We start from the raw sequence: 20,053 nt of genomic DNA, 5'->3' as shown, positions 1-20,053 counted from the left end.
CCTTGTCCGGAAACTGCGCCTGCGCTTGGCCCGCAACCACCGCCAAAAGTGCCAGTCGCTTGGGCAGCGTGGGGGCGTAGGGTGCAATCAGGGAGAGATAAGATGCCTGAGGTCCGCCGCAGTTTCTGCCGCTTCTGCCATGCCAATTGCGCGATGCTGATCACGATCGACGCAGGGCGGGTCACCAAGGTCCAGGGTGACCCCGACGACCCGGTGTTCGGTGGCTATACCTGTATCAAGGGCCGCCAGTTGCCCGAGGCGCATCATGGGCCGCAGCGGCTGACCATATCGCAAAAGCGCGTCGCCGGGGCGTTTCAGGACATAGCGATGGAGACCGCGCTCGACGAGATCGGCGCCAGATTGTCGGCGATCATCGCCGCGCACGGCCCGCACGCGGTGGCGGTCTATGGCGGGACCTACGCGTTTCAGAACAGCGCCGGGGTCGGCAGTGCGATGGCGTTCGCGCAGGGGCTGGGCACGCGCAACATCTATACTTCGGTCACCCTCGACCAGCCCGCCAAAGTCTATACGACGATGCGCTACGGCAGCTGGATGGGCGGCATGCACACATTCGCCGACGCCGATGTCGCCTTTTTTATCGGCAACAACCCGATCGTCTCGCATTATGGACCGCCCGGCGGGCTGCCGCCCTTCTCGCCCTCGCGCCGCCTGCGCGATGCGCTGGACAAGGGGCTGAAGCTGATCGTCGCCGACCCCCGGACAAGTGACGTCGCGGCGCTCGCGCACATCCATCTGCCGGTGCGTCCGGGCGAGGATCCCGCGCTGCTCGCCGGGATCATCCATGTCATCCTGGCCGAAGGCCTCTACGATCAGGGCTTTGTCCAGCAATATGTCGATGGCCTTGATGACCTCACCCGCGCCGTCGCCGCTTTCACCCCCGCGGTCGCCGCGGGGCGCGCGGGGGTCGAGGAAAGCCAGCTGGTCGCCGCGGCGCGGATGTTCGCCACCGGGACCAAAGGCGTCGTGTCGACCGGCACCGGCCCCGAAATGGCGGGTCAGGGCACGCTGACCCAATATCTCGTCTCGTCGCTCAACATCATCTGCGGGCGCTTTTGCCGCGAGGGTGAGAAAAGCTCGATCCCGCGGGTGTTTACCGCCGCGACCCCGCGCCGCGCGCAGGTCGCGCCGCCGATGGCGCTCTATGGCGAGGGTTTTCCGGCGTCGCGCATCCGCGGCCTCACCCACCTCGGCATGGAAATGCCGTGCAATGTGCTGGCCGACGAGATGCTCACCCCCGGCGAGGGCCAGATCCGTGCGCTGATCTCGATCGGCGGCAATCCGGTGGTCGCCTTTCCCGATCAGGACAAGATGACCCGCGCGCTGGACGGCCTTGAGCTGCTGGTCAGCGTCGACGTCAACGCCGAGTCGGCGACCGCCAAACGATCGGACTATATCCTCGCCCCGACCATGTGCCTCGAGCGCGAGGACATCAGCAACCTCAGCGAATGGTGGTACGAAATCCCCTACGCCCGCTATACCGAGGCGATGATCGACGCCCCCGGCGACCTGATCGAGGAATGGGAAATGCTGTGGGGCATCGCCCACCGGATCGGCACCCCGATCCCGCTCGCCGGCGGCCCCTGCCCGATGGATGCCAAGCCGAGCAAGCAGAGCTTCCTCGACCTGATGAGCGCGGGCTGCGTCGTCGCGCCGAGCCAGGTCCGCGCCGATACCGTTGACGGGAAAGCGGTGATCTATCCCGATCTCCACCCGATCGTCGAACCCGGCGATCCCGACGCGCCCGGCCGTTTCGACTTGACCGCCGGGGCGATGCCCGACCAGCTGATCGCTTATGGCACCGCCGACCAGCCGACCCCCGATTTCCCGTACCGCATGGTGTCGCGGCGCAGCCGCCACCGCTTCAATTCGACCGGCCAGAACCTGACCGCGCTGACCGCCAAACGCACGACCAACCCCGCCTTCCTGCATCCCGACGACATGGCGCGCATCCCGTGCCGCGAGGGCGACATCGTCCGCATCCGTTCGGCGGCGGGCGAGGTCGTCGCCGAGGCGCGCGCCGCGGCGGGTATGCGCCCCGGCGTCGTGTCGATGGCACATGCGTTCGGCGGTCCCGAGGTCGGCCCCGACGAGGTGCGCGAGCGCGGCAATTCGACCAACCGGCTGGTCAGCGAAACCGTCCGCTATGATCCAATCACCGGCCAGTCGCTGCAAAGCGCGATCCCGGTTTCCATCGTTCCCGCCTGAGGAGTTTCCATGCCCGACAACCGCCGTTTCCTGCTGACCCGCCGTCCCAACGGCGAACCGGTTGCCGATGATTTTTCGCTGGTCACCGAACCCACGCCCGAGCTCGCCGACGGGCAATTCCTGATCCGCAACCATTATGCCTCGCTCGACCCCGCGATCCGCGGCTGGATGGACGATGCGCCCAGCTATATGCCGCCGATCCCGCTCGGTACCCCGGTGCGCGCTTCGACCGTCGGGGTTGTCGAGGCGAGCAAGGCCGAAGGATTCGAACCCGGCCAATGGGTGATGGGCCTCAACGGGATCGAGGATTATTCGGTCGGCATCGTCGGCGGTTTTACCCAGCCGATCGATGCGAGCCTCGTGCCATCGGTCACCAACTATCTCTCGGTGCTCGGCGCGGTCGGGATGACCGCCTATTTCGGTTATATCGAGGTGTGCGAGCCCAAGGGCGGCGATGTCGTGCTGGTCACCGGAGCGGCGGGTGCGGTCGGCTCACTCGTCGGGCAGATTGCGAAGATCAAGGGCGCGAGCAAGGTCATCGGCATCGCGGGCGGCTCCCAAAAATGCACGCGACTGATCGACCGATACGGCTTTGACGCCGCGATCGATTATCGGGGCAAGGACGGCGACGCACTGAGCGCGGCGATCCGCGCCGAAGCGCCCGATGGGGTCGACATCATCTTTGAAAATGTCGGCGGCGACATCCTCGACGCGGGGTTGATGAACCTGCGCCACGGGGCGCGGATCGGGTTGTGCGGGCTGATCAGCGAATATAATAGCGTCGAAAAGGTCGGCGCGCGCAACATCTGGCAGCTCATCGTCCACCGCGCCTCGATCCGCGGGCTGCTCGTCGCAGATTATATCCCGCGCTTTGCCGAGGGCGCCGCCGAAATGGCTGGCTGGCTGCAAGCGGGCAGACTGGTCGCCGACGAGCATGTCGACACGGGGATCGAGAATAGTTTCGACGCCTTCATGCGGCTGTTTTCGGGGAGCAATCAGGGCAAGATGATATTGAAGATCGCATGACGGAAACGCGGCGCCTGCTCGTCTTGTCGGGCGGCCATCCTTATGAAGCCGAGCCGTTCGCCGCGCTGCTGGCGAGCTTCGACGGCTGGACGGTGACGCATCTGATCCACCCCGAGGCCGAGGCGGCAATTGCCGCGGGCGCCGCGAACGATGCCGACGCGATGCTCTTTTATGACATGCCCGGCTATAGTTTCGAGGGCGGCAGGGCGACGACGCGCCCGCCCGCCCCGGCCTATCGCCGCGCGATCACCGATTATTTTGCGCGCGGCGGCGGCGCGGTCGCGATGCACCACGCGATCGCCGGTTGGGCGGCGTGGCCCGAATGGACCGACATGGTGGGCGGGCGCTTCCTTTATGCACCCGGCGAAGCGCATGGCGCGGCGCATCTCGACTCGGGCTACCGCCACGACGTGCGTTATGACGCGGTGGTGCTCGATCCTGCGCATCCGGTGACCGCCGGGCTGCCGCCGCGCTTTCCGCTGTGTGACGAACTGTATCTGGCGCCGGTGTGGGGTGCGGCGACGCCGCTCCTCCGCGCCGATCACGCCTTTGTGCGCGGCAATTTCTATTCGGCGGCGCAGGCGGTGGCGGGTCGGATGTTCAGCAATGACGGGTGGGATCACCGCCCCGAAAGCGACCTGATCGCGTGGGAAAAACCCGTCGGCGCCGGGCGTCTTGTCTATCTCCAGCCCGGCGACGGCCCCGCCGCCTATGCCGATCCGAACCTCCGCCGCTTCATCGCGAACGCGCTCGCCCATGTCGTCGCTTCCTAACGAAAATGTGCATCGCGCCGCTGGAGCGGCTGCATATAGTTGCGCGTATAACAAGAAGATTGAGGGAAGAGGCGCGTGAACACTATCGCCGCAAGCAGCTTTTTCGAGCCGCAGGTCATCGCCGACCCGTTCGATTATTATCGCGCCTGGCTGCCCAAAAGCCCCGTCGTGCAATTGTCCGAGGGGATGTTCCTCGTCCTCTCCTATGAACATTGCGCGCAGGCGACTGGCGACGTCGAAACCTTCTCGAACAATTTTCAGGGCACATTGTCGGGCGCGATGGCCGAGGACGGCGATGTCGCTGCGATCCTCGCCGAGGGCTGGCCGCAGGTCGATACGCTGCTGACCGCCGATCCGCCGACGCACACCCGTTTCCGCAAGCTGGTCAATCTCGCCTTCTCGATGAAGCGCGTCGCCGCGATCGAGGAGGATATGCGCGGCGTCGTCGCTGGGCTGATCGACAGGATGGCTGAACGGGGCGAAGCCGATTTCGTCCGCGATTTCGGCATTCCGCTGCCCGTCGCGATGATCGCCAGCCAGATCGGCATGACCGGCGACGATCTGGACAAGGTGAAGCGCTGGTCCGACGCCTTTGTCGACCGGCTGGGCCGGATGATCCCCAAGGAGCGCGAGCTGGAATGCGCGCGCGAGGTCGTCGAATTCCAGCATTTCGTCAAAGCCAAGATCGACGAGCGCCGCGCCGCGCGCACCGACGATCTGCTCTCCGACCTGGTCCATGCCGAGTTCGATGGCGAACGCCCGCTGGAGGACGCCGAAATCCTGTCGATCATGCAGCAGCTGATGGTCGCGGGGAACGAGACGACGACCTCGGCGCTTGCGGGAGGCCTGCTCCAGCTGATCGAGAACCCCGACCAGATGGCGAAGGCGGTCGTCGCCGCCGACGCAGGCAATGAGCGCGCGATCATCAACCTTGTCGAAGAAGTGCTGCGCACCGAAAGCCCGACCGCGGGCATGTGGCGGATGGTGCTGAAGGACGCCGAACTCGGTGGGGTCAAAATCCCCAAGGGCGCGATGGTGCAGCTGCGCTATGCCGCGGCGAACCGCGACCCGGCCAAATATCCCGACCCTGATCGGTTCGACATCGAACGCGCCAACGCGCGCAGCCACCTCGCCTTTGGCAAGGGCATCCATATGTGCGTCGGCAATATGCTGAGCCGCAAGGAAATGGCGGTCGCCTATTCGGAACTGCTGAAACGCCTGACCGATTTTCGCGTCGCCGATGGGCATGTGCCGAGCTGGCCGCCGAACATGCTGCTGCGCGGGCTGACCACGCTGCCGATCACCTTTCGGCGGCGCGCATGAATTTCGATCTCGACGAAGATCAGCAGCTGACGCGCGACACGATCGGCCGCTTCCTCGGCCCGGTCGACGTCGCGGCGCGGCATGCGATGCGCAAAAGCGAGGGTGGGTATGCGCGCGCGCGCTGGCAGGAGGTCGCCGACCTCGGCCTGCTCGCGCTCGCGGCGCCGCAGGTGATGGGCGGCATCGGCGGGACGATGGTCGACCTCGCGCTCGCCGCCGAAGCGCTCGGCACCGGGATCGCCATCGATCCCTGGCTGGAGAATGGCGTGCTGCCGATCCGGCTTGCCGCCGCCGCGGGCGATGTTGCGCTGGTCGGCGATTTGCTCGCGGGCCAGCGCCTCGCGGCCGCCGCCTTTGCCGAACCGGGGCGCCGCTATGCCACCGAAGCGATCGGGACGCGCGCCGAAGGCGATCAGGTTGTCGGCGAAAAAACCTTTGTCCTCGGCGCGCCGCTGGCCGATACGCTGCTCGTCACGATCGCGGGCAATCGGCTTGCGAAGGTCGCGCACGACGACGCCGGGGTCGTGCGGCAGGATTATCCGGTGATCGACGGATCGAACGCCGCGACGCTCGACCTGCACCGCTCGCCGGCCGAACTCTTCGACCTGGCCGAAGCCAAATTCCAGCGCGTGATCGGCGACGTCCAGATGCTCGCCGCCGCCGAAATGCTCGGGCTGGCGCAGACGATGTTCGACGACACGCTCGCCTATGTCGGCGAGCGCCAGCAGTTCGGCGCCGCGATCGGCAGCTTTCAGGCGCTGCAACATAGACTCGTCGAATGCTATGCCGCGCTCGAACAGGCGCGCTCGATGGTGCTGCGCACCGCGATGCTCGATCCCACGACCGACGATGTGAACTGGCCGCGGCTGACCGCGGGCGCGAAGGCGTTCGTCGGCGAGGCGGCGACGCGGATCGGGCTGGAAGCGGTGCAGATGCACGGCGGCATGGGGCAGACCGACGAGCTGGCGATCGGCCATGCGCTGAAACGCGTGATGCTGCTCGACAAATTGTTCGGCGATCAGGATCATTGCCTGCGCCGCTTTGCGAGGGCGGCATGAACGCGCTCGCCCCGATCGCGCCCGGCCTGTGGACCGGGGAGGCCGAACCGCGGCTGATCGGCGGACGCCGCGCCGACGGCGAGATTGTCTTTCCGGTGCCCGACGGCGACGCCGCGGCGCTGGTCGAGCCCGTCGCGCTGTCGCGCCACGGCACGCTCTGGTCATGGACGACGCAGGGGTTCGAACCCAAAGAGCCGTACAGCGGCCCGCAGCCCTTCCGGCCCTTCCTGATCGGCTATGTCGAGCTGCCCGGCGAGGTGATCGTCGAGACGCGGATCGTCGATGCGGACCCCGCCGACCTGGTCATCGGCATGGCGATGGAATTCGCCGTCGTTCCCTTCGACGATTCCCGCGCAACCTATGCCTTCCGCCCGGAGCGCCAGCCATGAACGACGACGTCTATATCATCGGCGCGGGCATCCATCCCTTCGGCCGTACCGACGGCCGTTCGGGCCGCGATCAGGGCGTCTATGCGGTACGCGAAGCGCTGGGCGATGCCGGGATCGAGTGGCGCGACGTCGAATTCGCCTATGGCGGGTCGGCGGCGGCGGGGTCGGCCGACATCATGGTCAACGAATTGGGGCTGACGAGCGTCCCCTTCATCAATGTCGCCAACGGCTGCGCGACCGGGGGCAGCGCGCTGACCGCCGCGCGCAATGCGATTGCGGCGGGGGCGTGCGACATCGCGCTCGCGGTCGGGTTCGACAAGCACCCGCGCGGCGCGTTCAACGCCAAGCCATCGGACTATGGCCTGCCCTTATGGTATGGCGAGACGGGGATGATGCTGACGACGCAGTTTTTCGCGCTCAAGATCCAGCGTTACATGGCGTTGCACGGGATCAGCCGCCGCACGCTGGGGCTGGTTGCCGAAAAGGCGTTCCGCAACGGCACGCTCTGCGATCACGCCTGGCGGCGCTCGCCGGTCGACCTCGACACGATATTGAATGCGCCGATCGTCAACGATCCGCTGACCAAATATATGTTCTGTTCGCCCGCCGAGGGCGCGGTTGCGCTGGTGCTGGCATCGGCCAAAAAGGTGCGCGAACTGGGGTCCGACGCGGTGCGCATCGCCAGCGTCGCCTTCCGCACCCGCCCCGAGGGATCGTTCGAGGTGTTCGCCCCGTCGATCAGCGTGGGCGGCGGCGGCAAGCCGACCGAGGTCGCCAGCAAGGCCGCGTTCGAAATGGCGGGTATCGGTCCTGAAGACGTGTCGGTCGCGCAATTGCAGGATACCGAAAGCGGCGCCGAAATCATGCACATGGCCGAAAACGGCTTTTGCGCCGACGGTGAGCAGGAACGATGGCTTGCCGAGGGCTGGAGCGAGATCGGCGGAAAAATGCCGATCAACACCGACGGCGGCTGCCTGGCGTGCGGCGAGCCGATCGGCGCCTCGGGCCTGCGGCAGGTCTATGAAAACACGGTGCAACTGCGCGGTCGCGGCGGCGAGCGGCAGGTGCCGAACGGCCCCAAGGTCGGTTATTCGCATGTCTATGGCGCCCCCGGCCTGTCGGCAGTGGCGATCCTCGAGCGTTAGTGGAACTATGGATTTAGACCTTACCAAGGACGAACTGAAATTTCGCGAGGAGGTGCGGGAGTTCCTCCGCACGTCGTTACCCGATTATGTCCGCGACGGCGCGCGGCGCACCCCCGGCGTGTTCGTCGAACCCGACATCGGCCTCGTCTGGCACCGCATCCTGGGCGACAAGGGCTGGGTCGCCTATCACTGGCCTGAGGATTGCGGCGGCACCGGCTGGACGCCGATGCAGCGCTATATCTTTGAAAAGGAATGCGCGATCGCGGGCGCCCCGGCGCTGTCGGTGCTTGGGCTGCGCCTCGTCGGCCCGGTGATCTGCGCGTTCGGGACGCAGGAACAGAAGGACCGCTTCCTCCCCGCCATCCGCGCCGGGACCGATTATTGGTGCCAGGGCTATAGCGAACCCCAAAGCGGCTCCGACCTCGCCTCGCTGCGCACCCGTGCGCGGCGCGACGGCGACGATTATATCGTCGACGGATCGAAAATCTGGACCACCCACGCGCATCACGCGAACTGGATTTTCTGCCTCGTCCGCACCGACGGCGAAGTCCGCAAGCAGGCCGGGATCAGTTTCCTGTTGATCCCGATGGATCAGCCCGGCGTCACCGTCACCCCGATCATCACCATGGCGGGCGATCATGAGGTCAACCAGGTCTTCCTCGACGGTGCGCGCACGTCGGTCGACAACCGTATCGGCGAAGAGGGGCAAGGCTGGACGATCGCCAAATTCCTGCTCGAGAACGAGCGCGGTGGATCGTTCCACGCGCCGCGCCTGATCCGCGCCATCGACCATCTGGAACAGCTGGCGGGCGATACGCCGAGCGGGCACAATGGACCGGTCGGCGGCGATCCGCAGGTCGCGATGCGGATCGCGCGGCTGCGGCTGGAGGCCGAGGCGCTCGAAACCACCGAGCTGCGCATCCTGGCCGACATCGCCAAGGGTCGCCCCGCCGGCCCGCAGACGTCGCTGGTCAAGCTGATCTCGTCCGAAATTCACCAGCGGATCGACGGACTCGCGATGGACCTGCACGGGTATGACGGGCTGCAACTGCCGACCGTGCGCCCGCTTTATGGCAATGAAGCGCCGCCGCCGATCGGCGACGCCGACGCGCAGGTTGCCGCCGCCCGCTATCTCAACAGCCGGGCGTGGACCGTATTCGGCGGTTCGAGCGAAGTTCAGAAAAACATCATAGCAAAGACGGTGTTACGCCTATGACTCCTGCATTGCGACTTGCCGGCCACTATGAAATAGTCCCCGCCATGGGAGAACGGGCAGAAAAACTGCCGGTCGACGGGTTCGCACCGCCAATGGATGCCCGGACGCTGGTCGAGGCGGTCACGATCCGCAACGTGGAGGATATTCACGATGCGGCGGTCGTGCTGCGCGACTATGCCGCCGCTTATGGCCTGCGCGCCGCGCTGTGCGACGACATTGCTTCCAAAGAAACGATGGTGGACGCCGACGGCGCGGTGCTGGCCGCCGATCTGTTCGGCTGGCTGGGCGACGGCGAACGCTGGTGGGAGGACCACAGGCTGGCGCTGCATTCGCCGCTGCCGCGCTCGTGCCGTTATGAAAGCGAGCCTTTCTGGTGCAACGGCGACGGGTTTCGCACCGCGCAGCCCAACCCCTATCTCGACGACATCGACCTTTCGCGCTATTTTTCAGCGCACGAGCGGTACAAGGCGGCGATCGTCGTTCCCGTCCACCTGCCGTTCGGTCAGATTTCCGCAAACAGCTTTCAACCGTCCGATCCCGACATCACCGATCTGTCCGAGCTGTTCGCGGCGATCGGCGACACGCTGGCGCTCGCGACGCGGCGCTTCATCGCCGGCTATGCGTCGGCGATGCGGACCAAGCGCCGCATCCCCTCGGATTGCGAATTGTCGAAGCGCGAGGTTGAATGCCTGCGCTGGGCGGCGATCGGCAAGACCGACCGCGAGATCGGCATGATCATCTCGCTGAGCCATGCGACGGTGCGTTATCATGTCCACCGCGCGGGCGAGAAGCTGAACTCGGTCAACCGCGCGCAGACGATCTTCAAGGCGGGGCAGCTGGGGTATCTGGGGGCGAATAGTTAGAGCTATCCTATATTCCGTTCGTGCTGAGCTTGTCGAAGCACCGTCCTTCTCTTCTGCACCGCGCCAAAACAAAGAACGGCCCCCTTCGACTGCCTTGCAGGCGCTCAGGACAGGCTTCGACAAGCTCAGGGCGAACGGAGTTGGGCGAGCGCGATCGAATTACCCCAGCGTCCTGAGCGGCTCGCTACCGTCCCAATTACGCGCAGCTTCGCGCATCATCGCGAACAGCTCGCGCGTCCCCGCCTGCGGTTCCAGCAGTTCGATCAGATTGCCCGGCCCCGTCCCGGGATCGGCGTAAATCACCCCGCCGCTGTCGCCGACCGGCGCCTCGAAGATGATCTCCGCCCCCACCTCGCCGCAGCGCGTCCGCGCTTCGGCGATCGAATCGACCAGCATGCAGACGTGGTGCAGCCGGTCGGTAACGCCATAGGCGCCGCGATAGATCGACGGCGCGTCATTTTCCGGGCGGATCAGTTCGATCTGCATGTCGCCCCAATAGCCGAGCGCCATGGTGAACACGGGATCGCTCGGTTCGCCGCGATAGCGCCCACCCGGCAGCGACATGTTGGGCAGCAGGAAGAACGGCCCCGCCCCGACCACCTCGGTCCAGTGCGCCACCGCCGCGTCGAAGTCCGACGGCACATACGCCAGTTGCATCACGTCGCCCAGCGATGCGAGCGTTCGGGTTCGGGCCATGGGACATCCTCCTCAAAAGCGATAGCGCACAAGCTTGCAACTCTGTGCGATAAGATAGCCGAGACCCGGACGCATACTGGGCAAAATGTGAGGAGAGCCATGGCCGAGTCCGATCCCCAGATCGCCCAAAAAGATTGGCCCGCCGTCCGCAAGCGCAATGCGCGAACCGGATTGCGCAAGCTGGTGTCGATCATCGCCGAGAATCGCACCGATCGCGCCGAAGCGCCGCTGCCCTTGCATAAATCCATCTACACTGGCGAAGCGCGCAACGCAGCGGAAATGGCGCGTATTTTCCGGGGCGAGCCGATTGTCGCGGGGCTATCGGGCGATATTCCCAAAGCCGGCGACACGTTGGTCTTCGACTCGGTCGGCCCATCGATATTGGTGACGCGCGGCAAGGACGGCGCCGCGCGCGCCTTCCTCAACATGTGCACCCACCGCGGCGCCAAGCTGGTCGAGGAAAAGGAACCATGGCAGGGCCCGCGCCCGCGGCTCGTCTGTCCCTTCCACGCCTGGACCTTTGACCCCGCGGGCGAACTGGTCGGGCAGCCGGGCAAAGAGGGCTTTGCCAATTGCGAGATCGGCGCGCGGAATCTCATCGCGTTGCCGTGCACCGAATATCTGGGGCTGATCTTTGTGCGCGCCGATCCCGATGGCGCGCCGATCGATGCCGCGGCACATCTGGGGGATTTCGGCCCGGTGCTGGCGCAGCTCGAACTGCACCGCGCCGAGCCGGTGAAGAAGGGCATCCTGACCGCCGATTCCAACTGGAAATTCGCGCTCGACACCTATGGCGAGGGTTATCATTTCAAGATGCTCCACGCCTCGACGATCGGCGTGACGCATTACAGCGACCGCAATGTCTATGAACCGATCGGCCGCCATCACCGCGTCAGCTTTCCCGACCTGTCGATCGGCGATCTGGTCGGCAAGGACGAGAGCGAGTGGCCCGAGACCGAATATGGCGGGGTGCATTTCCTGTTCCCCAACACGGTGATCTTTTTCGGCGCGGTCACCCCCGGGGTCTATTTCACCCAGGTTTTCCGCCTGTTTCCCGACGGGCCGGGCAAAATGTTCTGCCAGTTCGCGGTCTATGCGCCGTTCGGCGTCGAGGGCGACGAGCATCGCGCCATGTGTGAAATGGCGTATGACGCCACCGCGACCGTGGTGCAGACCGAGGATTATCGCGTCGCGAGCAGCGGCTATGCCAATTTGTTGACCGCGCCCGACGATTTCCGCGTCGTGCTCGGCGCGAACGAACCGGCGCTGCACGGCGTCCACCGCGCGATCGCCGCGGCGTGCGGCATGCCGCTCGACCAGCTTGCCTGACCATCCGGAGTGCATCGATGAACGACCTGAGTTCGCCCCAAGCTGCCGATCGCGACGATCGTTGCCCCGGGACCAGCTACACCGACATGCTGAAGGCCGATACGCGCCGCGTTCCCGACTATCTGTTCGCCGAATCGAACCAGGACATGGGCGACGCGCCGATCCCGATCGCGCGCTATGTCAGCGAAGATTGGGCCAGGCTCGAGCGCGAAAAGATGTGGCCGAACATCTGGCAATATGCGGCGCGCGAAGAGGATATGCCCGAGCCGGGCGACACCGTCGTCTATGACATTAACGAAAAAAGCATCCTGCTCGTCCGCCAGAAGGATGGGTCGGTCAAGGCCTTCTATAACGTCTGCCTCCACCGCGGGCGCAAGCTGCGCACCGAAAGCGGCCCCGCGGTGCATCTGCGCTGTCCCTTCCACGGCTTTTCCTGGCATCACGACGGCCGGTTCAAGGAAGCGCCGTGCGCGTGGGACTTCAAGCATCTCGAAGCCAAAGACATGAGCCTGCCCGAATTGCGCGTCGAGCGGTGGCAGGGGTTCATCCTGGTCACCGAGAATCACGACCTGCCCGCTTTTCGCGACTGGATCGGCCCCGGCGTCGAGCATTATGACAATTGGCGGCTCGACGAATGCTACACCGGCGCGTGGGTCGGCCGCGTCATCCCGGCGAACTGGAAAGCGGTGTCCGAGGCGTTTATGGAGGCGTGGCACAGCATCGTCACCCATCCGCAGATCCTGGGTTTCACCGCCGACGCGAACACGCGCTACGACCTCTACGGCGATTTCCTTAACCGCGCGATTACCCCGGCGGGCGCAATGTCGCCGCATATCAAGGGCAAGGACCAGTTCTACGTCCTGAAATCGCTGGAGGAGTTCATCGGCGGCGGCGACAGCCGCGCGCGCCGCGCAACAGGCGATCCGGCCGACCTCAAAGGCTTCGACGCCGACGATCCGATGCTGGCGCGCAAGGTGCTGGCGCAGGCGAACCGCGACGCCTTTGCGGCGATGAACGGGCATGACTATTCGGACGCGACCGACAGCGAGATGCTCGACAATTTCACCTATAATGTCTTCCCCAACTGGTCGCCGTGGGGCGGGCTGGTCCCGAACATCGTCTATCGTTGGCGCCCATGGGGCGATGCCGACCATTGCCTGATGGAAGTCCGCATCCTGATGCGCACGCCGAAGGGCGAAAAGCCGCCTAAATCGGCGCCGATGCACCTGATCCCGGGCGACCAACCGTTCGCCAGCGCCAGCCATCTGATCGGCGCCGCGCTCGCCGGGGTGTTCGACCAGGATATGGAAAACCTGCCCTATGTGCAGGAGGGGATGAAATCGTCGCCGAACGGCGTGCTCGAGCTCGGCCATTATCAGGAAAGCCGCATCCGCCATTTCCACCGCACGCTGGAAAAATATATGGACGGGACGCTGCCCGCCTGATGGCGCCACCCGGCCCCCTGCTCTCGCTCGCGGCGGGGGTGATGCCCGAATTTTCGCCGGGTCAGACCGTCGCGGCGGCGGCGGCAAGCGGCTGGCCCGCGGTGGGGATCTGGTACGATCCGGCGACGTGGACACCGGCGACGACGATCGAGATCCGCGACCGGATTGCCGACGCCGGGCTGGTCGCGCTCGACATCGAGGTGATCTGGCTGAAACCCGGTCCCGACGATCCAGCCCATTTTGCCGCGATCGACGCGGGGGCGGCGATCGGCGCGCGGCATGTGCTGGCGGTGAGCTCCGAACCCGACCCCGCGCAGACAGCAGCAAAGCTGGCGCGGCTGAGCGACCATGCAGCGGCGGCGGGAATGCGCGTCTGTCTGGAATTTGCGGCGTTTACGACGGTCGGCAATGTGCAATCAGCGCTGGCCATCCTCGACCAGTCGGGATGCGACGACGTCGGGCTGTTGATCGATCCGCTCCACCTCGCGCGCACCGGCGGCGCGCCCGCCGATCTCGCGGCGATCGACCCGCGCCGCTTTCCCTATGCGCAATTCTGCGACGCCCCGGCGCACGGCCCGCCGCCGAGCGATGTTCCGGCGATCATCCACGAAGCGCTCGACCTGCGGCTGATGCCCGGCGATGGTGCGCTGCCGCTGGCCGAACTGCTGGCGGTGTTGCCGCGCGATGCGCCGCTGAGCGTTGAACTGCGCAGCGCCGCGCTGCGCGAGGGCTGGCCCGATCCCGCTGAACGGGCGCGCGCGTTGCTGGATGCGACGCTGCGCTGGCTGCGCTAGCCTAGCCCCAATCCTGCCGCTTTGCCCATTCGACGAGCGGCGTCGGCGTCAGCCCCAGCCGCGCCGCGGGCGCCGGATCGACGATCAGCGGCGACACCGGCTGATTATTGTACCAGGAATAGAATTTGGCCATGCCGTCATAGATGCTGTGCGGCTGGATTTCGCGCGATCCGGTGACGAGCTCGCTCATGCGCGCGGCAAATTCGCCCGGCGCCAGGCTGAGAAAGCGGATCGGGCGGCCGAGCGCCGCCGACAGGCGATCGGCGACCTCGTCGCCCACCAGCGCTTCGGGGCCGCCGAGCGGCAGGTGCAGCGGCGCGTCCGGCGTTTCCAGCGCCGCGACCATCGCCGCGGCGACATCGTCGAGGCACACCCAGTTGATGCGCAGCGTCGGCGCGGCGGGATAGGCAAAGATGCCGCGCTGCGCGATCGACGGCTTGCTCCACACGCGGATCATATTGTCCATGAACACGACGGGCTCGACAAAGCAGCAGCGCGCGCCGCTCGCCTGCAAAGCGGCCTCGATGTCGCGCCGCCCGTCGTGCGCCGACAGATCCAGATCGTGATCGGCGACAAAACAGGCGGTGTTGAACACGATCGTGCCGACCCCCGCCGCCTTGGCCGCGGTTCCGATCGCCTGCCCATAAGCGGCGGCGCGGGCGCGGTCGAATTCGAACGGCAGGTGAAAGGCGAGTGCGTCCTGTCCGGCAAAGGCGGCCGTGAGCGACGCGCCGTCGCCGATGTCGGCGTGGACGGTTGGCAGATCGGGAAACGGCGTGGTCGCCATCGCATCGAGGCGACGCGCGCCGGCGGTCACCTCGTGCCCGGCCGCAAGCAGCGCCCGCACCAATGGGATGCCCTGATCCGCCGACGCCCCCAGCACCATCACCCGCATATCAATGCGCTCCCCGCCCGGCCGCATGGCGCCCCGCCAGATAACCGAACACCATGCCCGGCGCGATCGTCCCGCCGGGGCCGCCGTAGGTCATGCCCATTGCCGAGGCCATGACATTGCCGGCCGCGTAAAGTCCCGGGATTGGCCCGCCATCAACGCTGAGCACCTGGGCATTCACATCGGTCTGCGGCCCGCCCTTGGTGCCGAGCGCGCCGCTCTTGATCTCGACTGCGAAGAAGGGTGCCTTGCCAATCGGCCCCAGCGTCGCGGCGGTCGAGCCGCGTCCGTCGGGATCGCCCCACCAGCGATCGTGCGCCGCATCGCCGCGTCCGAAATCGGGGTCGCGCCCGGTCGCGCAATGCGTGTTGAAGCGCTCGACCGTTGCATCGAGCGCGTCGGCGTCGACGCCGAGCCGCGCCGCCAGTTGGGGCAGACTTTCGGCGCGCATCGCCCATTGCGGCGGTGCCACCCCGCGCTCGCCGCTGATCATGCCGAAGCCGAAACGGTCGATATATTGCTGATCGAAGATCAGCCAGCACGGCAGGTTGGCATAATCGAAAGCACTGACGTCCTGATCGTGGAACGCCGCGCCGATCGCGTTGTAATTTGCCGCTTCGTTGGTGAAGCGCCGGCCCGCGCGGTTGACCATGATCGAATGCGGCAGGCTGCGCTGCCCCGCGACGAGCGTCTTGCCGGTCGAACTTTCGCTCTCGGGCACTTCGGCGACCGGCATCCACCACGCCTCGCGCATATTGCCGAGCATCGCGCCGACACGCATCGCCATCTTGAGTCCGTCGCCGGTGTTGGTTTTCGGGCTGAGCGGGTGCGTCATCGGGCCGCGGATGAAAGCGCGGAGCAGATCGGCGTCCCATTCGAAGCCACCGGTCGCGAGGACCACCGCATCGGCGGCGACCTCGATCTCGCCGTCGGTCGTCTCGAACACCACACCCGCCACGCGATCGCCATCCATCAGCAGCCGCACCGCGCGATGCCCGGTCTGCGGTTCGATCCCGCGATCGAGACAGGCGCGCAAGAGCCGCCCGACCAGCGCCTGCCCGCTGCCGCGCAAATCGCCATCGATCCGCCGTTGCAGCTCCTCGGGCGCCAGCGGCTGCGGCTTCGCCTGTCCCAGCGGGGTGTCGTAGATCGAGAAATAGGGCATCGGATAATAGGGTGAGAGTGTCACCTTGTCGGCCCACTCGCCGAGTTCGTGAAAGGAATAGAGCGGGCAGTCGAGCGAGCGGCCACCGTTCGGCATCCCGCCCGGAAACTCGGCATGATAGTCGGGAAATTCGGGGATCGGACGGAATTGCACCGGCGTGTTCGCCTCCAGAAAGGCGACCATCTCCGGCCCGTGGTCGAGGAAGGCCTCGACCAGAGGCTGCTGCATCAGGCCGTGCGACATCGACATGAGATAGGTGAGCGCCTTGGCGCGGCTGTCCTCGACCCCCAACGTCGCTTCATGGTGATTGTTCGGAATCCAGATCATCCCACCCGACCAGGCGGTGGTGCCGCCGACCTGGTCGCCTTTTTCGAACAGCGAGACGCGCGCACCGGCTTCATGCGCCGAAATCGCCGCGGTGAAGCCCGCGCCGCCGGTGCCGAGGACGATGACGTGCGGCGCTTCGCTCATGTGTTACGCTTTCAATTGCTCGACCATATGCGCGGTGTCGAAATAATGGATGCGCATCGACGCCATCTTGCCCGCGTCGTCGAACTTGGTGACCTCGGCGATATGGGTCTCGAACCGCTTGCCGCTCGATTTCGCGGTCACGGTGAAGTGAAGCAGCGCCACAGCATGTTTTTCGCCGCCGACCAGTTCCTGCCACTGGACGACGGGGTCTTCCCAGAAGGTCATCACATGCGCGTAGAGCCGCTGCAGCGCATCGCGCCCGCGCCATTCGCCGCCGTAAGGCAGCGAGGTCGGTTCGTAGATCACGAGGTCGTCGGCCATGAAATCGGCCACCGCATCCCACTCACCGCGCGCGACGGCGGCATACATCGCCTTGCTGGCTTCGAGAGGACTCGTCATTCGATCGTGCCGACGAGCGCGCCGACCGGATAAACCTCGCCCTCGATCCCGATCGGGCGGATGATGCCGGCGACCTGCGCCTCGACCTCGACGGTCGTCTTGTCGGTTTCGACGGTGTAAAGGATGTCGCCGACTTCGACGCGCTCGCCATCGCCGAACATCCATTCGTTCAGCGTCATTTCGGTCGCCGACATGCCGACCTTCGGGATGCGCAGTTCTTCCGCCATCGCCTCAGCCCTTCCAGTTCATCGCGGTCCGCACCGCATCGGCAATCGCATCCTTGTTGGGGATCCACGCCTGTTCGAGCGCATTCGCCATCGGCACCGCCGAGAAAGCGCCGCCAATGCGGGTGACTGGGGCTTTGAGCCTGCCGAACAGTTTTTCGCCCAGCCGCGAGGCGATCTCGGCGCCGGTGCCATATTGCTTCACCGCTTCGTGGAGCACGACCGCGCGGCCGGTTTTTTCGACCGACGCCGTGACAGTCGCTTCGTCATAGGGCGCGATGGTCCTGAGATCGATCACCTCGACCGAAATCCCCTCGCCCGCCAAACGCTCGGCGATTTCGAGCGCGTCGAGCACGGTGCGGCCATAGGTGATGATCGTGCAGTCGTTCCCCTCGCGCGCCACCGCCGCCTTGCCGAGCGGGACGATATGCCCCGGCCCCGGATCGTCGGATTTGAGGCCGTAGCAGAGGATATTCTCGATAAAGATCACCGGGTCGTTGCACGCGATCGCGGCGCGCATCAGCCCCTGCGCATCGGCGGCATTCGACGGCGTGACGATCTTCAACCCCGCGACATGCGCGAACCACGCCTCGAGCATGTCCGAATGCTGACCGCCGAAGCCGACCCCGACGCCGGTCGTGGTGCGGATGACCAGCGGGACGTTGGTCTGCCCGCCCGACATGAAGCGCAGCTTTGCGGCATGGTTGACGATCTGGTCCATCGCGACCGTCACAAAGTTCATCAGCATGATCTCGGCGATCGGCCGGAAACCCGCGAGCGCCGCGCCGACGCAGGCGCCGACGATCGCCTGCTCCGAAATCGGCGTCGCGCGGATGCGGTTCTCGCCATATTTCTCGGTCAGCCCCGACGAGATTTTGAACACGCCCCCGCCCTGCTTCGCCGCGACATCCTCGCCGAGCAGGATCACACCTTCGTCCTCGGCCATCGCTTCGTCGATCGCGCGGTTGATCGCCTGTGTCATCGTGATCTGGGTCATGCCGCGATCTCCTCTTCGAAGACGTCCTTGCGGATTTCCTCGGGCCCCGGCAGCGGGCTGTTCGCGGCGAACTCGGCGGCGGCGTCCATCTGCGCGTCGAGGTCGGCGACGATCGCGTCGAGCTCGGCCTCGGTGAACTGGTGGTCGAGCATCAACTGGCGGAGTCGCGGCAGCGGATCTTCGGCGGCCATCTCGGCAAGATGCTCGGGCGGCATGTAGGAAAAATCGGCGCCGAAGAAGTGGCCCATCATCCGGTAGCACATCGCCTCGATCAGCGTCGGCCCCTCGCCCGCGCGGGCGCGGTCGACCGCAGCCTTGGTGGTGTTGTACATCGCGATCGCGTCATTGCCGTCGACGTGCACCCCGGCCATCCCATAGGCCTTGGCGCGAGTGACGATCGAATCGACCTTGGTGTGATCGGCAAAGGCGGTGTGCTCGCCGTAACGGTTGTTCTGGCAGAGGAAGATCACCGGCAGCTTCCACAGCTGCGCCATGTTCATCGCCTCGTGGAACGCACCGATATTGGTTGCGCCGTCGCCGAAGCAGACCATCGTTACCTTGCCATCGCCACGGTTCTGCGATGCGAGCGCGAGGCCGTTGGCGATTGGCAGCCCCGATCCGACGACCCCCGTCGTCACCATCACGCCGGTTTCGGGATGGGTGATGTGCATCGACCCGCCCTTGCCGCGGCAGGTGCCGCCGACCTTGCCCGCAATCTCGGCGAACAAGGGGTTCAGCGGCACCCCCTTGGCGATCTGGTCGTGCTGGCCGCGGTACGTTGTGACGAGATAATCGTCCTGGTTCAGCGCCGCCATCGCCGCCGCCGACACCAGTTCCTGCCCGCGCACGGTGTAATAGATGACCGCGAGCTTGCCGGTCATCAGCAGCGAACGGAATTTCTCGTCGGCGCGCGCGACGCGCATCGTGCGGGTGTATATGTCGCGCAGTTTTTCGCGATCGATCGTCGTTTCGGTCATGCAGGCTCTCCGATGCCCAGTTTGGGGTTGGCGCTGGCGGCAGCACTTGGGCGGGCCGCGACGCGCTCGCGCCAAGTGGCCAAATTGGCGAGCGCCGGATCGAGCGGCTGCCCGACCATCGCGCCGAACTCGACAAAGGAATAGAGGATGATGTCAGCGAGGCTGAAACGTGCGCCGAGCGCCCACGGCCCGGCGCCGATCATGTTGTCGACCGACGCGAGCCCATCGGCGGCAAGCCGCTTCAGATCGGCTGCGGCATCGGGCAGGCAGAGCATCCGGCTCTGGAACATCGGGAGACCCTCAGCGCCGCGGAAACCCGCGGTCATCGGCACGACGACAAGCTGGTCGACGATCCGCGCCAACATGCGCGTCTTCGCGCGTTCCTCCGCCGTCGCGCCGAGCAACGCATGCCCTGCCGCCGTCTCGTCGAGATATTCGCAGATCGCTATGCTCTCCGCGATACAGCTGCCATCGTCGAGTTCGAGCAAAGGCGTGTGCCCGAGCGGGCTCTTCGTGCAAAACTCCGGCTGCCGGTTCTCGGCCGCCATGATGTCGATGAACTGGCGATCGACCGCCACCCCCGTTTCGGCAAGGTACATCAGCACCACGCGCGGATTGGGGCCGAGTGATTGATAGAGTTTCATC

Annotated in this window: 20 protein-coding genes; 12 read left to right on the top strand and 8 right to left on the bottom strand. The window is 65.9% G+C overall.

Annotated elements, in window-relative coordinates; genetic code table 11:
* Positions 1 to 102: 102 nt before the first annotated feature.
* The 9 genes from ACTIFP_RS10360 to ACTIFP_RS10320 all read left to right on the top strand — a co-directional run bounded on the left by ACTIFP_RS10360 (position 103) and on the right by ACTIFP_RS10320 (position 10,019).
* Positions 103 to 2,226, top strand: coding sequence for a molybdopterin-containing oxidoreductase family protein (locus tag ACTIFP_RS10360; protein ID WP_439568639.1), 2,124 nt, complete (start codon positions 103 to 105; stop codon positions 2,224 to 2,226).
* 9 nt (positions 2,227 to 2,235) lie between these two features.
* Positions 2,236 to 3,252 (top strand): NADP-dependent oxidoreductase, encoded by a 1,017-nt coding sequence (locus tag ACTIFP_RS10355; RefSeq protein ID WP_439568638.1) that lies wholly within the window; start codon positions 2,236 to 2,238, stop codon positions 3,250 to 3,252.
* On the top strand, positions 3,249 to 4,025 hold the full coding sequence (locus ACTIFP_RS10350) for a ThuA domain-containing protein (protein WP_439568637.1): 777 nt from the start codon (positions 3,249 to 3,251) through the stop codon (positions 4,023 to 4,025). The genes ACTIFP_RS10355 and ACTIFP_RS10350 overlap by 4 nt, the downstream gene beginning before the upstream one ends.
* A gap of 75 nt (positions 4,026 to 4,100) precedes the next feature.
* Positions 4,101 to 5,348, top strand: a complete 1,248-nt coding sequence (locus ACTIFP_RS10345) for a cytochrome P450 (protein ID WP_439568636.1) — start codon at positions 4,101 to 4,103, stop codon at positions 5,346 to 5,348.
* Positions 5,345 to 6,406, top strand: a complete 1,062-nt coding sequence (locus tag ACTIFP_RS10340) for an acyl-CoA dehydrogenase family protein (protein ID WP_439568635.1) — start codon at positions 5,345 to 5,347, stop codon at positions 6,404 to 6,406. Before ACTIFP_RS10345 ends, ACTIFP_RS10340 begins: the two co-directional genes overlap by 4 nt.
* Positions 6,403 to 6,795: a Zn-ribbon domain-containing OB-fold protein gene (locus ACTIFP_RS10335; protein ID WP_439568634.1), complete on the top strand. Its 393-nt coding sequence runs from the start codon at positions 6,403 to 6,405 to the stop codon at positions 6,793 to 6,795. The genes ACTIFP_RS10340 and ACTIFP_RS10335 overlap by 4 nt, the downstream gene beginning before the upstream one ends.
* A complete protein-coding gene (locus tag ACTIFP_RS10330) occupies positions 6,792 to 7,940 on the top strand; it encodes a thiolase family protein (RefSeq protein WP_439568633.1) in 1,149 nt (382 codons plus the stop codon). The genes ACTIFP_RS10335 and ACTIFP_RS10330 overlap by 4 nt, the downstream gene beginning before the upstream one ends.
* Before the next feature lie 7 nt (positions 7,941 to 7,947).
* Entirely contained in the window at positions 7,948 to 9,156 is a 1,209-nt protein-coding gene (locus ACTIFP_RS10325; RefSeq protein WP_439568632.1) for an acyl-CoA dehydrogenase family protein, read from the top strand.
* Between the two features lie 44 nt (positions 9,157 to 9,200).
* Positions 9,201 to 10,019, top strand: a complete 819-nt coding sequence (locus ACTIFP_RS10320) for a helix-turn-helix transcriptional regulator (protein WP_439568631.1) — start codon at positions 9,201 to 9,203, stop codon at positions 10,017 to 10,019.
* Positions 10,020 to 10,178: 159 nt separating this feature from the next.
* Here ACTIFP_RS10320 and ACTIFP_RS10315 read toward each other — a convergent pair whose 3' ends face one another.
* Positions 10,179 to 10,715, bottom strand: a complete 537-nt coding sequence (locus ACTIFP_RS10315; RefSeq protein WP_439568630.1) for a VOC family protein — start codon at positions 10,713 to 10,715, stop codon at positions 10,179 to 10,181.
* A gap of 99 nt (positions 10,716 to 10,814) precedes the next feature.
* On the opposite strand from ACTIFP_RS10315, the gene ACTIFP_RS10310 reads away from it, so the two are divergent.
* From ACTIFP_RS10310 to ACTIFP_RS10300, 3 genes are read left to right on the top strand one after another with little or no spacing between them, the layout of a single operon-like run.
* Complete coding sequence (locus ACTIFP_RS10310) at positions 10,815 to 12,044, top strand: aromatic ring-hydroxylating oxygenase subunit alpha (protein WP_439568629.1); 1,230 nt, start codon at positions 10,815 to 10,817, stop codon at positions 12,042 to 12,044.
* Positions 12,045 to 12,061: 17 nt separating this feature from the next.
* Entirely contained in the window at positions 12,062 to 13,489 is a 1,428-nt protein-coding gene (locus ACTIFP_RS10305; protein WP_439568628.1) for an aromatic ring-hydroxylating oxygenase subunit alpha, read from the top strand.
* Positions 13,489 to 14,283 (top strand): sugar phosphate isomerase/epimerase family protein, encoded by a 795-nt coding sequence (locus ACTIFP_RS10300; RefSeq protein WP_439568627.1) that lies wholly within the window; start codon positions 13,489 to 13,491, stop codon positions 14,281 to 14,283. The genes ACTIFP_RS10305 and ACTIFP_RS10300 overlap by 1 nt, the downstream gene beginning before the upstream one ends.
* Position 14,284: 1 nt before the next feature.
* On the opposite strand, the gene ACTIFP_RS10295 is transcribed toward ACTIFP_RS10300, so the two are convergent.
* Genes ACTIFP_RS10295 through ACTIFP_RS10265 form a run of 7 tightly spaced genes read right to left on the bottom strand, consistent with a single transcriptional unit; the run spans position 14,285 to position 20,052 of the window.
* Positions 14,285 to 15,178, bottom strand: a complete 894-nt coding sequence (locus ACTIFP_RS10295) for an SDR family oxidoreductase (protein WP_439568626.1) — start codon at positions 15,176 to 15,178, stop codon at positions 14,285 to 14,287.
* A 1-nt stretch (position 15,179) separates the two neighbouring features.
* Positions 15,180 to 16,811: an FAD-dependent oxidoreductase gene (locus ACTIFP_RS10290; protein WP_439568625.1), complete on the bottom strand. Its 1,632-nt coding sequence runs from the start codon at positions 16,809 to 16,811 to the stop codon at positions 15,180 to 15,182.
* 3 nt (positions 16,812 to 16,814) lie between these two features.
* On the bottom strand, positions 16,815 to 17,210 hold the full coding sequence (locus ACTIFP_RS10285) for a nuclear transport factor 2 family protein (protein WP_439568624.1): 396 nt from the start codon (positions 17,208 to 17,210) through the stop codon (positions 16,815 to 16,817).
* Positions 17,207 to 17,437, bottom strand: coding sequence for a biotin/lipoyl-containing protein (locus ACTIFP_RS10280; protein WP_439568623.1), 231 nt, complete (start codon positions 17,435 to 17,437; stop codon positions 17,207 to 17,209). Before ACTIFP_RS10280 ends, ACTIFP_RS10285 begins: the two co-directional genes overlap by 4 nt.
* A 4-nt stretch (positions 17,438 to 17,441) precedes the next feature.
* Positions 17,442 to 18,431 (bottom strand): alpha-ketoacid dehydrogenase subunit beta, encoded by a 990-nt coding sequence (locus ACTIFP_RS10275; RefSeq protein WP_439568622.1) that lies wholly within the window; start codon positions 18,429 to 18,431, stop codon positions 17,442 to 17,444.
* Positions 18,428 to 19,408, bottom strand: a complete 981-nt coding sequence (locus ACTIFP_RS10270) for a thiamine pyrophosphate-dependent dehydrogenase E1 component subunit alpha (protein ID WP_439568621.1) — start codon at positions 19,406 to 19,408, stop codon at positions 18,428 to 18,430. Before ACTIFP_RS10270 ends, ACTIFP_RS10275 begins: the two co-directional genes overlap by 4 nt.
* On the bottom strand, positions 19,405 to 20,052 hold the full coding sequence (locus tag ACTIFP_RS10265; protein ID WP_439568620.1) for a glutathione S-transferase family protein: 648 nt from the start codon (positions 20,050 to 20,052) through the stop codon (positions 19,405 to 19,407). Before ACTIFP_RS10265 ends, ACTIFP_RS10270 begins: the two co-directional genes overlap by 4 nt.
* Position 20,053: the final 1 nt, after the last annotated feature.

Source organism: Sphingopyxis sp., from assembly GCF_051861155.1.
GTDB lineage: Bacteria > Pseudomonadota > Alphaproteobacteria > Sphingomonadales > Sphingomonadaceae > Sphingopyxis.
This window is presented reverse-complemented; position numbering and strand designations above follow the sequence as displayed.

Coding starts and splice junctions, on each gene's coding strand:
- ACTIFP_RS10315 (WP_439568630.1), bottom strand. CDS start 10,715: ATGGCCCGAACCCGAACGCTCGCATCGCTGGGCGACGTGATGCAACTG.
- ACTIFP_RS10340 (WP_439568635.1), top strand. CDS start 5,345: ATGAATTTCGATCTCGACGAAGATCAGCAGCTGACGCGCGACACGATC.
- ACTIFP_RS10305 (WP_439568628.1), top strand. CDS start 12,062: ATGAACGACCTGAGTTCGCCCCAAGCTGCCGATCGCGACGATCGTTGC.
- ACTIFP_RS10320 (WP_439568631.1), top strand. CDS start 9,201: ATGGGAGAACGGGCAGAAAAACTGCCGGTCGACGGGTTCGCACCGCCA.
- ACTIFP_RS10270 (WP_439568621.1), bottom strand. CDS start 19,408: ATGACCGAAACGACGATCGATCGCGAAAAACTGCGCGACATATACACC.
- ACTIFP_RS10335 (WP_439568634.1), top strand. CDS start 6,403: ATGAACGCGCTCGCCCCGATCGCGCCCGGCCTGTGGACCGGGGAGGCC.
- ACTIFP_RS10325 (WP_439568632.1), top strand. CDS start 7,948: ATGGATTTAGACCTTACCAAGGACGAACTGAAATTTCGCGAGGAGGTG.
- ACTIFP_RS10355 (WP_439568638.1), top strand. CDS start 2,236: ATGCCCGACAACCGCCGTTTCCTGCTGACCCGCCGTCCCAACGGCGAA.
- ACTIFP_RS10300 (WP_439568627.1), top strand. CDS start 13,489: ATGGCGCCACCCGGCCCCCTGCTCTCGCTCGCGGCGGGGGTGATGCCC.
- ACTIFP_RS10280 (WP_439568623.1), bottom strand. CDS start 17,437: ATGGCGGAAGAACTGCGCATCCCGAAGGTCGGCATGTCGGCGACCGAA.
- ACTIFP_RS10350 (WP_439568637.1), top strand. CDS start 3,249: ATGACGGAAACGCGGCGCCTGCTCGTCTTGTCGGGCGGCCATCCTTAT.
- ACTIFP_RS10360 (WP_439568639.1), top strand. CDS start 103: ATGCCTGAGGTCCGCCGCAGTTTCTGCCGCTTCTGCCATGCCAATTGC.
- ACTIFP_RS10295 (WP_439568626.1), bottom strand. CDS start 15,178: ATGCGGGTGATGGTGCTGGGGGCGTCGGCGGATCAGGGCATCCCATTG.
- ACTIFP_RS10265 (WP_439568620.1), bottom strand. CDS start 20,052: ATGAAACTCTATCAATCACTCGGCCCCAATCCGCGCGTGGTGCTGATG.
- ACTIFP_RS10330 (WP_439568633.1), top strand. CDS start 6,792: ATGAACGACGACGTCTATATCATCGGCGCGGGCATCCATCCCTTCGGC.
- ACTIFP_RS10275 (WP_439568622.1), bottom strand. CDS start 18,431: ATGACCCAGATCACGATGACACAGGCGATCAACCGCGCGATCGACGAA.
- ACTIFP_RS10290 (WP_439568625.1), bottom strand. CDS start 16,811: ATGAGCGAAGCGCCGCACGTCATCGTCCTCGGCACCGGCGGCGCGGGC.
- ACTIFP_RS10310 (WP_439568629.1), top strand. CDS start 10,815: ATGGCCGAGTCCGATCCCCAGATCGCCCAAAAAGATTGGCCCGCCGTC.
- ACTIFP_RS10285 (WP_439568624.1), bottom strand. CDS start 17,210: ATGACGAGTCCTCTCGAAGCCAGCAAGGCGATGTATGCCGCCGTCGCG.